10 protein-coding genes and 2 pseudogenes are annotated in these 14382 nt (G+C 72.4%); 8 read left to right on the top strand and 4 right to left on the bottom strand.

Annotation, left to right across the window (positions count from 1 at the left end):
* Positions 1-120: 120 nt before the first annotated feature.
* A pseudogene (locus tag ACFXDE_RS12010) lies at positions 121-456 on the top strand (hypothetical protein); the annotation flags it as partial.
* Between the two features lie 38 nt (positions 457-494).
* Here ACFXDE_RS12010 and ACFXDE_RS12005 read toward each other — a convergent pair.
* Positions 495-3434: pseudogene (locus ACFXDE_RS12005) on the bottom strand (SdrD B-like domain-containing protein); the annotation flags it as partial.
* A gap of 300 nt (positions 3435-3734) precedes the next feature.
* On the opposite strand from ACFXDE_RS12005, the gene ACFXDE_RS12000 reads away from it, so the two are divergent.
* Positions 3735-5117: a condensation domain-containing protein gene (locus tag ACFXDE_RS12000; protein WP_380493372.1), complete on the top strand. Its 1383-nt coding sequence runs from the start codon at positions 3735-3737 to the stop codon at positions 5115-5117.
* Positions 5118-5126: 9 nt separating this feature from the next.
* Here ACFXDE_RS12000 and ACFXDE_RS11995 read toward each other — a convergent pair whose 3' ends face one another.
* A complete protein-coding gene (locus ACFXDE_RS11995) occupies positions 5127-6317 on the bottom strand; it encodes a glycosyltransferase (protein ID WP_380493370.1) in 1191 nt (396 codons plus the stop codon).
* A 126-nt stretch (positions 6318-6443) separates the two neighbouring features.
* On the opposite strand from ACFXDE_RS11995, the gene ACFXDE_RS11990 reads away from it, so the two are divergent.
* The 4 genes from ACFXDE_RS11990 (at position 6444) to ACFXDE_RS11975 (ending at position 10349) form a co-directional block, all read left to right on the top strand.
* On the top strand, positions 6444-7481 hold the full coding sequence (locus ACFXDE_RS11990; RefSeq protein WP_380493368.1) for an MFS transporter: 1038 nt from the start codon (positions 6444-6446) through the stop codon (positions 7479-7481).
* Between the two features lie 57 nt (positions 7482-7538).
* A complete protein-coding gene (locus ACFXDE_RS11985; RefSeq protein ID WP_380493366.1) occupies positions 7539-7769 on the top strand; it encodes a hypothetical protein in 231 nt (76 codons plus the stop codon).
* A 63-nt stretch (positions 7770-7832) separates the two neighbouring features.
* Positions 7833-8297, top strand: coding sequence for a phage tail protein (locus tag ACFXDE_RS11980; RefSeq protein WP_380493364.1), 465 nt, complete (start codon positions 7833-7835; stop codon positions 8295-8297).
* A 168-nt stretch (positions 8298-8465) separates the two neighbouring features.
* A complete protein-coding gene (locus ACFXDE_RS11975; protein ID WP_380493362.1) occupies positions 8466-10349 on the top strand; it encodes an Ig-like domain-containing protein in 1884 nt (627 codons plus the stop codon).
* A gap of 26 nt (positions 10350-10375) precedes the next feature.
* Here ACFXDE_RS11975 and ACFXDE_RS11970 read toward each other — a convergent pair whose 3' ends face one another.
* Together ACFXDE_RS11970 and ACFXDE_RS11965 are read right to left on the bottom strand one after the other, a co-directional pair.
* Positions 10376-11341: a WGR domain-containing protein gene (locus tag ACFXDE_RS11970; protein WP_380493360.1), complete on the bottom strand. Its 966-nt coding sequence runs from the start codon at positions 11339-11341 to the stop codon at positions 10376-10378.
* Positions 11338-11943: a GNAT family N-acetyltransferase gene (locus ACFXDE_RS11965; protein ID WP_380493358.1), complete on the bottom strand. Its 606-nt coding sequence runs from the start codon at positions 11941-11943 to the stop codon at positions 11338-11340. The genes ACFXDE_RS11970 and ACFXDE_RS11965 overlap by 4 nt, the downstream gene beginning before the upstream one ends.
* A 95-nt stretch (positions 11944-12038) precedes the next feature.
* On the opposite strand from ACFXDE_RS11965, the gene ACFXDE_RS11960 reads away from it, so the two are divergent.
* Both ACFXDE_RS11960 and ACFXDE_RS11955 read left to right on the top strand, forming a co-directional pair.
* Positions 12039-13268, top strand: coding sequence for a HEAT repeat domain-containing protein (locus tag ACFXDE_RS11960; RefSeq protein ID WP_380493356.1), 1230 nt, complete (start codon positions 12039-12041; stop codon positions 13266-13268).
* A gap of 45 nt (positions 13269-13313) precedes the next feature.
* Positions 13314-14381 carry a hypothetical protein gene (locus ACFXDE_RS11955; RefSeq protein ID WP_380493354.1) on the top strand — a complete coding sequence of 356 codons (1068 nt, stop codon included), beginning with the start codon at positions 13314-13316 and terminating at the stop codon, positions 14379-14381.
* The last annotated feature ends 1 nt before the right edge of the window (position 14382 follow it).

The following is a 14382-nucleotide window of genomic DNA, read 5'->3' as shown; positions in this document are numbered from 1 at the left end:
ACCGGCGTTGGTGTGGTGTTCGGTTGTTCACCGGTGGATCAGCTGTGCCTGCCCGGTCGGCGGTAGGCGATCAGGCACAGGGCGCCGCCGGCGAGGACGGAGAGGGCGCTGAGGCCCACGATGAGCGCGTTGGACGACGAGCCGCCGGTGGGAGGGAGCGGGCCGCCGCTCGACGACGACGAGGTGGGGGTGCGGGTCGGGCTCTTCGTCGGTGTCGGGCTGCCGGACGTGGACGTGGACGTGGTGGGAGAGGGCGAGGGCGTCGGCGTCGGGCTCGGCGAAACGGTGGGTGACGGGGAGGGCGACGGGGACGGGGAAGGTGAAGGGGACGGGGAGGGCGACGGGGACGGAGATGGTGATGGGGAGGGCGACGGCGACGGGGAAGGCGACGGGGACGGAGATGGTGACGGGGACGGAGATGGTGACGGGGAGGGCGACGGCGAAGGGGAGGGCGACGGAGACGGAGACGGACTGGGCAGGATCACGCCCATGTCGAGGTCGAGGTCGCGCTGGCCGCCCCGGAGGGTGACCGTCTGGGTGAGGCCGGTGGTCTGGTCGGCGTCCGAGTCCTTGGCCGGGTCCGTCCCGGCGCCGCGCCTGGTGACGGTCGCGCCCTTCGGCAGGGTGGCCAGGTCGAACCGGACGGCGTAGCTGCCGTCGGGCAGCTTGTCGAACAGGTAGTGGCCGGTGGCGTCGGTCACCGTGGTGACCGGCTTGCCGTCCTTGTCGCGCACGGGCTGGCCGTTGCCGTCCAGCAGGTGCACCGTGACGCCGGGGATGCCGGGCTCACCGGGCTTCTGGATGCCGGAGCCGTCCAGGTCCTGCCAGACGAAGTCGCCCAGCGCGTTGTCGGAGGGGGCCACGCGCGTGACGGCGACGCCGACCTTGGCGGGTTCGGCGGGCAGCAGCTGCCGGCCGGCCGCGTCGGTGGCGGTGAAGGCGAAGCTGTTCCACGCGTAGTCGCCCGCGGGGGCGTCGTAGGACGCGACCATCGGCCAGGTCAGCACGAAGGACGCGCCGGAGGCGAGGGTGCCGGCGCGGTGGACGCGGAACCACGTGGCCGTCCCGGGGGCGGGGAAGGTGGTGCTCCACACGGCCGCGCTGTTGCAGCCGTTCCGGGTGACGAGTGCGGTCTCGATGCAGGGGTTGGGGTCGGTGGTGTACTCGATGACCACGGTCGGGTCGCTGCTGGTGATCGGCTGGCTGAGGGACGGGGTCCAGGCGCTGCCGCGGGCGGCGCCCTGGGTGAGGACGTAGTTGTCGCCGGGGGTGGGGAGGCGGTCGTAGGCGATGAAGTCGGTGACCGGGTCGGGGGAGTCGTTGCGGACGGTCATGCGGTAGGAGATCCGGCCGCCGGGCGTGGCGGTGCCGATGCTGACGTAGTCGGCGTCGAGGTCGCCCTTGACCTCCTTGTAGGAGCGGAGCACCGAGGGCGCGTCCACGCGGATCCGGGAGGAGGCGTGGCACAGGAGCTCGGTGGTGTCGCCGTTGCCGTTGAGGTCCAGGAGGTCCGGGGTGCTGCCGCTGTCGGAGCCGGAGAACATGCACGAGACGGGGGCGTCGGGCCGGTCGACGGTCACGTAGACGTCGTTGGTGAGCTCGCCGGCGCGGATGCTGCCGGCCACCTGGACGTCGAAGAGCATCCGGTAGGCCAGCGCGTCGTGGAGGTACGTCATGTCCGGTGCGCCGGCGGGCCACTGCATCCTGAGGATCTGGCGGCCGTCGGGGCCGGGGGTCACCGTGATCGACTCGGGGGCCCTGGCGTCCGGGTAGTTCGGGTCGGGGCGGGCCGAGCCGTCGAGGTAGACGACGCCGGCGGGCAGCACGTCGTAGAGCACGAGCGGGCGGCTGAGGTCGCGGGCGCTGCGGTTGTAGGGGATGACCTGGAAGGTGGCCTTGCCGCCGGGGGCGGAGAGCTCACCGGCGACGGTGGTCTTGGCCGCGCCGAGGTTGGTGGCCTGGGTGATGGCGGTGGAGGCGCAGGCGTTGGCGGAGGCGTTGTCGGTGCCGTCTGTCGCGGCGGTGTCCACGCAGTTGGTCAGCCGGTCGGGTGCGGGGCGCCCGTCGTGGCCGGGGGTGGCGACCTGGGTGACCAGCTGCACCGAGTTGCCGGGGCTCCAGCCGGTGGGGATGGGGCCGTTCCAGGTGAACCTGAGGCCGTCCAGCCACCGTCCGGCCGGGATGCCCAGGTCGTCGCGGGAGGGGTCGCCCGCGCCCCGGACGAAGGTGATCCGTCGGTTGGTGGAGCCGTCGAACGGGCTGGACGGCGAGAAGGTGAGCCACGTGGGGTCGCCGTTGAGGCGGTACTGCAGGGTCAGCTCGATGCTGTTCGGGTTCCAGGGCTCCAGCTGGAGGGACTGCGGGAAGATCCAGTTGTAGAGGCCGTCGGTGGTGCCGGCGCCGGGGTCGGTGATGGTGAGGCTGGTCGCCGGGCCCGAGGTGTTGGTGGCCGAGAGGCCGAAGGAGTTGAGGTCGCCGTTGGTCGTGGTGTCGCGCCAGACCTTGCTCGCCGTCACCACCACGCCGGTGGCCGGCGGCCTGAACTGGCCCGTCGTGGTGGAAGCGGTGTCCAGCTTCCGCTCGCTCTCCGTCAGCGGGGCGCCGAGCAGGTCCACCGTGTTGTTCGAGGTGGTCCCGTTCGGGAAGTCGGCCTCGGGGTAGTGGACGACCAGCACGCCCGGCACGCGGCAGCCGCCGCGTCCGTTGCCGGAGGTGAACGCCCCGAGGTCGTAGCCCCACGTGTTCGGGCCCGGTGGCACCGGGGACCAGCCGGGCGAGCGGCCGGTGTCCACCACCGCGCCGGGCGGCAGGCTGTCGAGCAGGCGGCCGGTGTCCAGGTCGACGTTGGGCACGTTGTCGGTGGCGCAGGTGCTGAACTGGTAGGTGACGGTGCGTCCGTCGCTGCTGGAGGTCTGGATCCCCTTGGTCACCGTGTACTGCGGTTGCACGGCGGCCTTGGTGTCGGCCGTGGCGGTCTGCGAGGTCTCGCCGGTGGCGCTCATGGTGGCCGAGTTGGTGGAGACGGCGCCGTTCGGGGTGGTGAAGTTGGGGTACTTCATCGTCACCGTGATGGTGGCGGTCGTGCCCGGACTCAGGTTCTTCAGCGTGATGTCCATCGTGCCGCCCATCGCGCCCGGGGCGGGGACGGTGGAGGCGGCCTCGTCCACCGAGGACGGGTCGGGCGTCCAGCCGACGAACTGCATGTTCGACGGCAGGGTGTCGAGGATCCGACCGCCCGTGCACTCGGTGATCGAACACGTGTAGCGCAGGGTGTAGGTGACGTTCTCCCCGGGGGAGGCGGTCGCCTTGTCCACGCTCTTGGTGAAGGAGATCGCGGCCTGGGCCGGTGGCGCCAGCACGCTGCTGCTGAACAGCGAGCCCGCCACCAGGGCCAGGACGGAGGCGATCCGCCCGGTCCGGAAAGGAATACGCATACCGAGCAGTTCATCCGATCGTCTGATCGATTGCTCCGACGGCGCGAGGGTGATCGGGGGCAATTCACCTGCTCAGCGGACGGGCGGGCCCGGATCACGGCACGGAGGGGACCGACCGGAGGGCCTCGGCCGCGCCCTGGCGACGGTCCGTCAGAGCGTAGCCCCCCCGCGCCCGTCACTCGATCGGCCGGTGGCCGTATCCGATGACCGGGCGGGCCTGTTGGTATGGCATCGATTGGTAGGCCGGTGCGCGACTGCTTTGGACACCATCCGGCGACGACAGCTGCAGAAGAAGGCGGAATGCTCCAAATCTCAGTCGAGGACTCCGAGATCGACCCGGGTGAGGCCCATCGGTGGCACCTGGTGTCCCTGACCGGTGACGGCGGGCCCGCCCCGCGCCGGATGACCGGTTACAACCAGGCGAAACATTTCACCGTGGCGCAGCACGCCCAGAGCATCGACGAACCGATCCGGTCCTACGTCGCGGCCAGCTTCGAGCTCCCCGGCCGGGTGGACCCGGACGCGTTGGAAGGAGCGTTTCTCCACCTGGTGCGGCGTCACGAGGTGCTCCGGGCGGTCTACCAGCCGCTGGGCGGGGACCTGGGCTGCGAGGTCCTCACGCCCGACGAGGTGGCCCTCAAGCACGTCTACGTCGGCCCGTTGGAGACTCCCGCGGAGGTCACCGGGCACCTCCAGGGCGCGTTCCAGGAGGTGGACACGCTCGCCTGGCCGCTGATCACGATGGGTGCGGTCGTCCGGCCGGAGTCGACCACCGTCTGGTTCTCGTGCGACCACCTCGTCACCGACGGGCTCTCCAGCGCGATCGCGGTCAACGACCTCATCACGGCCTACCGGGACCTTGGCGCGGTCGAACCCGTGCCCGGCGCGGTCCGACCTCCTGGCAGCTACCTGGAGTTCAGCCGCACCCAGCGCCGGGCCAACCGGGCGATGAACGCCGACGACGCGCGGCTGGACTACTGGCGGGCGTTCCGCGACCGCAACGGCGGCCTGTTCCCGCGCTTCCCGCTCGACCTCGGGGTCCGGCCCGGCCGCCTGTACGCGCCGGTGGCGAGCACCGAACGGCTGCTGACCGCCCGCCAGGCCGAGGAGTTCGGCGCCGCCTGCCGGGCCCGTGGCGGACGGCTGTCCATGGGGCTGCTCGCGGCCGGCGCGGTCGCCCTGCGCCGGCTGGGCGGGCCGGCGGAGTACCGCGGGCTGGTGCCGGTCAACGAACGCGGTCGGGGCGTCTACGCGGAGTCGATGGGGTGGTTCATCAACACCCTGCCGGTCGCGTTCCCGGTCGCGGAGCGGGCGGAGTTCGGCGAGGTGCTGGCCGCCGCCCAGGACGCCTACGGGCAGGCGCAGGCGAACGCCGGGGTGCACTTCGTGAAGGCGTGGCGGCTGCTCGCCCCGGCCGAGTACGCGCGACTGCACTACTGGCCGCACGCGGTGAACTTCTTCTCCTACATCGACTTCCGCCGGCTGCCCGGCGCCGACCTGCACACCGCGCGGCGCGCCCGGATGCACGTGTGGGTCTCCGGCTGCAACGGGCTCCTGCACTGGCTGCACCGCACCGACGAGGGCCTGTTCGTCAACACCATCCACGTCGACACCCCGCAGGCCCGGGCCACCAACCGGTCGCTGCTGGACGGGCTCACCCGCGTGCTGACCGACGTCACCTGAGAGCCGCGGCTAGCGGTCCAGGACCGACAGCAGCACGTCCACCAGCCGCTCGGCCGCGTCCGGGCGGCCGTGCTCACGGGCCCGTCGCGCGATCTCGGCGCGGCGGGCCGGGTCGGTGAGCAGCGGGACGATCGTGTCCTGGAGGGCGCCGGAGGTGGCGGGGCCGATCAGCGCGACGGCCGCCCCGGAGTCGGCGAGGTGCCGCGCGTTGTGCTCCTGCTCGTTCCCGGCGCTGGTGGCCAGCGGGATGAAGACGGCGGCCTTGCCGAGCGCGGTCAGCTCGGCGAGCGTCCCGGCACCGCTGCGGGAGACCACCACGTCGGCGAGCGCGAGGACGTCCGGGAGCTCCGGGCCGACGAAGCCGGTGACCAGGTACCGGGCGCGGATGTGCTCCGGCAGTGCGGCGACCCGCGCCCGCAGCCCGGCCTCGTGGGCGGGCCCGCACTGGTGGACGACGTTGGCGTGGCCGAGCAGCCACGGCAGGATGTCGCTGACCAACTGGTTGATCTGCTGCGAGCCCTGAGCACCACCGGTGACGTACACGGTGGGCGCCTCGCGGTCGAAGCCCCACAGACCGAGGGCCTGCACGGCCTTGCCGGCCTGGCCGGTCAGCACCTCGGGGCGTACGGGGTTCCCGGTGACCACGGCGTTGGGCCGGGCGGCGTCGGGGAGGAACGGCAGTGTGGACCCGGAGGAGACCGCGACGCGGGTGGCCATGCGGGCCAGCGCCCGGTTGCCCAGGCCGAGCCGGACGGTCTGCTCGTGGACGACCAGCGGCCGGTGGCACATCCGGGCGGCCAGCCCGACCGGCACCGCGACGTAGCCGCCGGTGCCGAGCACCACGTCCGGGTCGAACCCGGCGACCGCGGTGCGGGCCTGGGCGACACCGAGGGGGACGCGGCCCATGTCCTTGACGTTGGCCGGCGAGATCAGCTTGAGGGGGTTGGAGCTGCGCCGGATCTTCCCGGTGGCGACCGTCCTGAACGGGATGCCCTCGGACCCGGCGACACGGGCTTCGAGACCGGCGGCGGTGCCGATCCACAGCACGTCCAGGGCGCCGCCGGCCGCGGCGAGCCGCGAACGCAGGGTGCGGACGGCGGTGAGGGCCGGGTAGGTGTGCCCGCCAGTCCCGCCCCCTGTGACGATCAGCCGGAGGGGGCGGCCGAGGCGGGAGACGAGAGCAGTGGTGTCGGGGGTCACGGCTGGAACATACCAGCTCCCGAAGAGGCTTCTGGCAGCGGAAGCTGACGAAGCGTCGGCAGAATGCCGCTCGTCGGTCCTGTACGGCCCACCTCGGCCGGTGAAGCCCCTGTTAGCCTGATCGGCATGATCATGAGGAGGGCCGGGCAGCGGGCGCAGGGCGGGTTGGGCTCCGGTCCGGAGCGGGCTCTGATCGCCGCGAGTTTCGTCAACAGGGTGGGCAACGGTCTCTTCAACACCGCTGCTGTCCTCTACTTCACGTTCGTGGTGCACCTGCCCGCCGCACAGGTGGGGGCCGGCCTGACGATCGCCGGCCTCTGCGGCCTGGCGGCCGGCATACCGGCGGGGAATCTCGCCGACCGGTACGGGCCGCGCGCGATCTGGCTGACGAGCCTCGCGCTGCAGGCCGCCACGATGGCGGCGTTCGTCCTCATCGACAGCTGGCTCGCGTTCACGCTCGTCGCCACGCTGGACCGGCTGGCCGCCACGGCGGGCGCCGCCGCGGGCGGTGCCCTCATCGCGCGGGTCGGCGGTGAACGTCCGGCCGCCTTCCGGGCCAGACTCCGGACCTTCGTCAACCTCGGTGTCGTCGTCGGCACCCTCGGCGCGGCCTTCGCGATCCAGGTCGACACGCGCTCCGCCTACACCGGCCTCATCCTCGCCAACGCCGCCAGCTTCGCCTGCGCCGGACTGATCGCGTTCCTGGGCGTCCCGAACTACCGGCCCCTGCCGCGGCCCGAGGAACACCGCCGGTGGTCCGTCCTGACCGACCGCCCGTACGTGTCCTTCGTGGCGATCTACAGCGCCATGGGCCTGCAGTACCAGACCGTCTCCCTGCTCCTGCCGATCTGGCTCAGCGCCCACACCGACGCACCGCGCTGGACGGTGGCCGCGGTCTACGCGATCAACAGCGGCGTCTGCGTGCTGTTCCAGAGCCGGCTCGGCTCGAAGGTGGAGACCCCGCGGCAGGGCGGCCGCGCGTTCCGGCTCGCCGGGCTCCTGTTCCTCGTGAGCTGTCCGCTGATGGCGCTGACGGCCGACGTCCCCGCCTGGGTGGCTCCGGTGCTCGCCGGGCTGGCCGTGTGCATCCACAGCATCGGAGAGGTGTGGGAGTCGTCGGGCGGCTACGCGCTCGGCTTCGGCCTCGCGCCCGACCACGCCTAGGGGCAGTACCAGGGCCTCCTCGGCATCGGCTTCGACACGGGCCAGGCGCTCGCCCCCGTGGTCCTGACCGGAGCCGTCCTCGCGCTCGGACACCCGGGATGGCTGCTGCTCGGCCTGTTCTTCGCGGCCGTGGGCGCGGCGGGACCGCCGGTGGCCGCGTGGACGGAGCGGACCCGGCCCGGTGAGCCGGGCGACGGGGTCCCCGACCCGGTCGATCTGGGCCCGGTCGATCAGGAACCGATCGATCAGGAACCGAGAAGCCGCGCGGAGGCCCGCGACGTAGCGTGAACACGTCGCCGGGAGATCCGGCACCCGGTGATCGACAGCCGGGCAACGTCATCAGGAGGACCCATGTCGTACGCCGTCGACTTCAAGAACGTGTCCACCGTCGGCCTGGAGTCGTCGCCGGTGGCGGAGGCGCTCGCCGGGCTGCGGGCCAACGAGGCGCGGTACTTCAAGAACAAGTACGACCACGAGTTCACCGTCCTGCCCGCCGACGAGGCGCCGGACGTGCTCGGCCTGGTGAACCGCATCCTGTCCGAGGAGCGCGACATCGTCATCGGTTCCCGGCCGCTGGAGGTGACCTCCTTCGAGGTGAGCGGTATTCGGATGATGTACGTGTTCTACGAGTCCGGCCTGTCGATCAACGTGATGTACGGGATCGAGGACGGCGGGAAGCGCGCGGTGGGGTTCAAGCTGTCGGAGGGCATGGACGTCCCCGAGGAGCTCGCGTCGAAGTTCAAGTTCGCGCGCCAGAAGTCGAAGCTGGCCGGCGAGATCCGCGGCTCCTTCTTCGTGATCAAGGGCGAGTACTGAGCCTCCACCGGTGCTCCGGGGCCCGCTGCTCGCCGCGGTGACCGTCTCCTGCTACCGCCGCCGGCACCGCCGGCCGGGTGACCCCGCGGTGTTCCGTACAGGTGGGGCCTGACGGGGCGTCGGACAATTCGGATACGATCCGCCCTCCACAGAATGGACCGTATCCCCATGACCCGCCCCTCCAGACGCCTCTGGGGCGTCCTCCTGGCCCTGCTCACGGGCCTCCTGACGCTGTGCGCCCAGCCGCAACTCACGGGCGTCGCCCCCGTCGCCGCCGTCTCCGGTGCCCACCGGCAGGCGGACACGATCCAGCTCAATCCGGCCGCCCAGCAGGTGGTGGTCGGCCAGACCGCCACCGTCACGGCCGTCGTCACCGCGGCCGGCAGCCCCCAGACCGGGGTTTCGGTGAGCTTCCAGGTGACCGGTGGTCCGAACAGCGGACGAACCGGCACCGCGACGACCGACGCCAACGGCAACGCCGTCTTCATGTACTCCGGCACCGTGGCCGGTACCGACAGGGTGCAGGCCACCGTCGGCACCGACACCTCGAACCCGGCCTCGATCGAGTGGGACACGACGCAGGTGGGCCTCAATCCGGGCACCCAGTCCCTGGTGGTGGGGTCGACGGCCACGGTGAAGGCGACCGTCGGCCTGCAGGGCAACCCGGTGTCCGGCGTGACCGTGACCTTCTCCCTCGCCGGGCCCAACGGGCCGGCCTCGATGCAGGCGACGACCGACGCCACCGGTTCGGCCACGTTCACCTACACCGGCGCCGTCCCCGGCACCGACACCGTGCAGGCCTCGATCACCGACCCGGTGGGGCACACCCAGACCTCGAACCCGGCCACGGTGCAGTGGAGCACGCTGGTGGTCACGCTCGCCCCGGGCGACCAGAGCGTGACCCTCGGCGGCACGGCGAGCGTCAAGGCCACCGTCACCCTCAACGGGAACTTCCAGTCGAACGTCCCCGTCTCGTTCACCGCCACCGGGGTCAGCGGCACGGTGACCGGCTCGGGCGTCACCGACATCAACGGCGGCGCCACCTTCGCCTACAGCGACACCGGCACGACGGCCGGCCACGACTCGGTCCAGGCCTCCGTCCAGGACCCGGCCAACCGCACCCAGACCTCCAACCCGGTCGGCGTCGAGTGGACCGCCCCGGCTCCGGAGCCGGTGGTGTTCCTGGCACCGATCACCCAGTCGGTGGAGGTGGGCGGCACCGCGACCGTCGACGCGACCGTCACCCTGAACGGAGCGCCGGTCGCCAACGGCTCGATCACCTTCCTGGTGAACGGCTCGCCCTTCGGGCCCTCGACGACCACGGACGCGAACGGCCACGCCACGTTCACCTACACCAGCAACACGGTGGGCCCGGACGCCGTCACCGCCACCGTCCCGGGCTCCTCGAACAACCTGGTCACCTCCAACCGCGTCACCGTGCGCTGGACCGCGGTGCCGGTGGTGGCGCTGGTCCCGGCCTCCCAGTCCCACGTGGTGGGCCAGTCGGCGGGCCTCACCGCCACCGTCACCGTGAGCGGCGCGGCGGTGCCGAACACGACGGTCACGTTCCTGGTCACCTCGGGGCCGAACGCGGGCGTCACCGCGTCGGTCGTGACGGACGCCTCGGGCAACGCGCCGTTCTCCTACACCGGGACCGGGGTCGGCACGGACGCCGTCCAGGCCGCGGTGGTGGACCCGGTGAACCACACCGACTACTCCAATGTCGTCCAGGTCGTCTGGGCCGCCGACCAGGGGATCACCGCGACCGGCACCACGCTGAACGAGCGGCGCCACAGGCCCTTCACCGCCGGCGTCGCCACCTTCACCGATCCGGACGCCGGCGCCACGGCCGCCGAGTACACGGCGACCATCGACTGGGGTGACGGGACGACCGGCACCGGCACCGTCACCGGCGGCACCGGCGGCCCCTTCACCGTGACCGGCACCCACACCTACCGCAGCCGCCGGACCTTCACCGTGACGGTGACCATCACGGACCGGGACAACGGCGCCAACACCGCGAGGGCGACCACGACGATCCACGTTCGCTGACGGGTCCTTCAGGTCTCCCGGGTCCTTCAACCGGCCAGGAAGGACGACACCTCGGCGAACGACACGGTCGTGTCGGGCTGGAGGCGCGTGGTCTCCCCGCGGAAATTGCGCACCTCCAGCCAGCTCTGCGGCGATGCACCCGGCAGGACGTCCATGAGCTTCCGCACGTCGGCCGACCGGTAGACCATGAACTTCTTCGCCGGTCGGTAGTACGACGGCTGGATGTCGAAGCGCAGGTCAACGGCCGGGTACGGCGACCGTCCCCAGTCGGCGTAGGGCAGTGAGGCGTGACCGTGGATGCGGGCGTCGACCAGCACCTCCGGGTCGTCGTCCCCGATCTCGCAGTCGAAGACGGGGACGGCGGTCGCCACCCGCGCGGCCGCCCCCGGGGTGGCGGCGCAGGCCCGGCCCAGTGCCGGCGAGCAGAACAGTGCGGTGTCGAATGATCCGACCGGGCCGGGCAGCGGCACCTTGTGGTGGGACCGGCCGTCGAAGGCGAGGTCACGCCGGGGGGAGAGGAACTCAAGGAACGCCGCGACGGTCTCCTCCCGGTGGCCGGCCGCGCGCACCGCGAAGCGGACCGCACTGCGTCCCTGGTCGCGCAGGACGTAGTACTCGTAGAAGCCCATGGGGTGGTCGGGTGAGTGCTCGCAGCGGTAGACGTCGTCGAAGCCGTCGACCGGTACGTACCGGACTTCCGGGGCGTACGGCCCGACAGCCCTGGCGAGGACGTCCAGCACCGGTGTCCCGGCCTCGGCCTCCGCCGGGTCGTGGGGCGGGTCCACCTCGGCGAAGCCCTTGCGGAGACGGTCGTTGACCTTGCGTGCGGCGTGGCGCCGCGCCTGCTCCTCGTCGTCGAGCGTCATCGTGCTCGCCTTGCCCGGGGTGCGGTCGGATCCCCACCTGAGGAAGCAGCGGATCCCCTCCCGGCGAATCTCCCAGTAGTCGAGCCTTCCCGCCTCTTGCCGCTCGAACCGCCGCCATGTGGTCATCCGGCCTCCTCCACGTCCCACGGCCCGACGCCGTCGGCGCTGTCGAGTACGGGCTCAACCGGACGGTGTGCCGGGGACCACAGGCCGAACCACTGCTCGGCGCCGTACTCCTCGAAGCGGGCCGCCTCGCCGAACCCCAGCTTCGTGGCGACGCGCAGCGAGGCGGCGTGGGCGGTCCGGGTGCAGAGCACCACCGGCTCCCCGGGGAGCGCGTCGGCGAACCAGTCGAGTGCGGCCGCGCACGCCTCGGCGGCGTATCCACGTCCCCACGCCCGCGGCAGGAACATGTAGCCGAGCTCGGCCTCGCCGCCTTCCGGACGGACGTGTCCCGGGCGGTCCGCGCCGCGCGGATCGAGCGTGATCATGCCGATCATCGCTCCGTCGAGCTCGACCACGAAGAAGCCGAAGCGCCGCCCCGGCACCTCGGGCACCGCACGCTCCAGCTCGTCACGCGGCCGGGCACCACCGACGTAGGTGCCCACCTCCGGCGAGGCGAAGAGTTCGATGAACGCCGCGCGGTCCCGGGCCTCGGACGCGCGGAGCACGAGGCGCTCGGTCCTGATCGGGGCGGGCGGCCAGGCGACGGGGGCAGGATCGGTCATGGCGGGCAACCTATCGCAGGCCGTCCGCCGAGCAGGAGCCCCACATGATGGTGGACCAGGCACGATGTGTCGGTGCCGTCCGTCATGCTCTCACCGTGACGACCCTGAACGACGGCGCCCAGCGCCACGGCCGCCCGGCCCGGCCCGACCTGTCCGATGCGCTCGCGGTGATCCGGGACACCGACTGGGCCGCGCTCCAGCACGCCTACGGGCCCGCGGGGGACACACCCGCGCGCCTGTTGCAGCTCCTCGACCCGGAGCCCGAGACCCAGGCCGAGGCCCTGGGGATGCTCGACATGTCGGTGCTCCACCAGGGGTCCCTCTACAGCTCGACCGCACCGGCCGCGCTGTTCGTCGCCGCGATCCTCGCGGATCCCCGCACGACGGCCCGGCACGAGAGCCACTTCCCCTGGGACGAGCGCAGCCGCCCGCTGCGCGCCGCGCTCGTCGAGTGGCTGGGCCAGGTCGCGGAGTCGGCGGGCTGGGGGGAGTTCGCGGAGGACGACGAACCGGACGCGGAAGAAGACGAAGAAGTCGAAGCAGACGAAGAAGTCGAAGCAGACGAAGAAGACGAAGAAGACGAAGAAGATGCGGAGGACCGGGCAGCCACTGCGGCCTGTCGTGCGATCCGGCCCACGTTGTACGCGGCGGTCGTTCCCCACCTCTCCGCCCCGGACCCGGCCGTTCGTGAGGCCGCCCTCGGCGCCGCCGGGCACCTCCTGAACGCCCCCGAACTCGCCGACCGCATACCGGAGGCAGCGCAGCACCTCCGCCGGCTCCTCGCGGACAGCGCCGACCGCCGCGAGCGCGCGGCAGCCGTCCTGACGCTCGGCGCCTGGCACCAGGACACCGCCGAGCTGCTCGACGACGCCGATCCCGCCGTCCGCGCCTGCGCTGCGCTCGCCCCCGTGGCGGCCGCCGACCCCCGTGCCACCCGGGTGCTCCTGGCCGCACTCGAGGACCCGAAGGCCGCCGACGGCTGGTTCCCCGAGCCGCTGCCGCAGTTCGACGGCTGGTTCCGCTTCACGCTGCTGGCCGCGGCGATCGACCGGGTCGACGATTTCGCCGAGCTGCTCCCGGCGGCGCTGGCGCTGGTCCCGCTCGCCGACGACTTCACGGTGGAACGGGACTGGGGCCCGCTGCTCGTGAAGGCCCTGCCGGACGGATTCCCCGCCGACGCCGAACCGACCGCCGCCCAGCGTGCGTTCCTGCGGGGCATCGCCGCCAACGATGGCTGCTGGGGCACCATCGGCAACAAGATCATCTGGCTCCGCAGGGTCGGGCTGCCGGAGGACCGCGCCGAGTTCCGGCGGTTGGTGGGCTGACGGCGGTCCCGAAGGTGTGTCAGTGGGGGATGGTAGGAAGGGGGAATGATCAGCAGCGCGGAGGTCGGGGTCGTCGCCCGTAACCTGGCGGACGCGGGCAGCGGCCTGCGGTGGAGCGGCGAGGGCCCGCGCGAACTCGTCGGCCGGCTCGGCTGGGAGTGGGCGGACGGGTCGGACGGCCGCGTTCGCCTCGTGACCGCGCTGCCGGGCGGTGACGCGACGCTCGTGCCGGTCGACGCGCGGGCGCGCCCGTGGGCCCGGTCCCAGGAGTACCTGGAGCTGGTGGTCCCGGTCAGCCGTCCGGCCGCTGAAGTGCATACGCAGGTCGAGGAGTTCCGACGGGTCGCCGATGCACTCCGCCAGGAGCTCGGGAACGCGACCTACATCGGCGGCAACAGCCGGAGCAGCCCGACCGGTCATCGGCTCGCCCCCTCCTGGGGCAGGCCGTTCCTCCGGTGGCGCAGGGGGGCGACGAGCCTCGAACTCCGCGCGGGCGAAGCCGGGCCCGAACTCGTCCTGCAGGCGAGCGCCGTGTGGGAGTCCTGGTACCAGCAGGGCGGCGACGGATACGTCGGGGTCCTCCAGGGCGCCGGACTCGAACTGGACCACCCCCGCCGGGAGTACGCGGGCGAGTGGGACGAACTGGCCCTCGGCGGATTCCTGCAGATGCTGCCCGCCGAGGTCAGGGCCACCGGCCTGGCGCAGAGCATGCCCCTGTACGGGTGCTCGATCGGCGACGGCCCCCTGCTCTTCGCCATCGACTGCAGGGACGGCCGCCTGCTCATCGGGTACACCGAAGCCGGCGTCGCCGAGGCCGCCCGGGGCGAGCGGGCCGCCGCCCTCGGGTGGACGCCGATCGAGGAGACGCTCCCGTCCGACCACCCGCTGCGCCCGCAGTTCGGGTGCACGCCGTGGCTGATCGACGCCGGCGGCCCGGGCGGGGTCGACGGTGCCGTGGCGGACGTGATCGTGCGTACCGCCCGTGCGGCCGGCGTCGCGTCCGCCTCCGGACTCCGCATCGGAGGCGAGGCGGAGCACGTCGTCATCGAGGGTACGACGGGGCACACGCGGTACCGCATCGGGTTTCCGGGGCTCCGCATGCGTACCTGCTGAC

The sequence above is a fragment of the Kitasatospora sp. NPDC059408 genome, assembly GCF_042751525.1.
GTDB lineage: Bacteria > Actinomycetota > Actinomycetes > Streptomycetales > Streptomycetaceae > Kitasatospora.
This window is presented reverse-complemented; position numbering and strand designations above follow the sequence as displayed.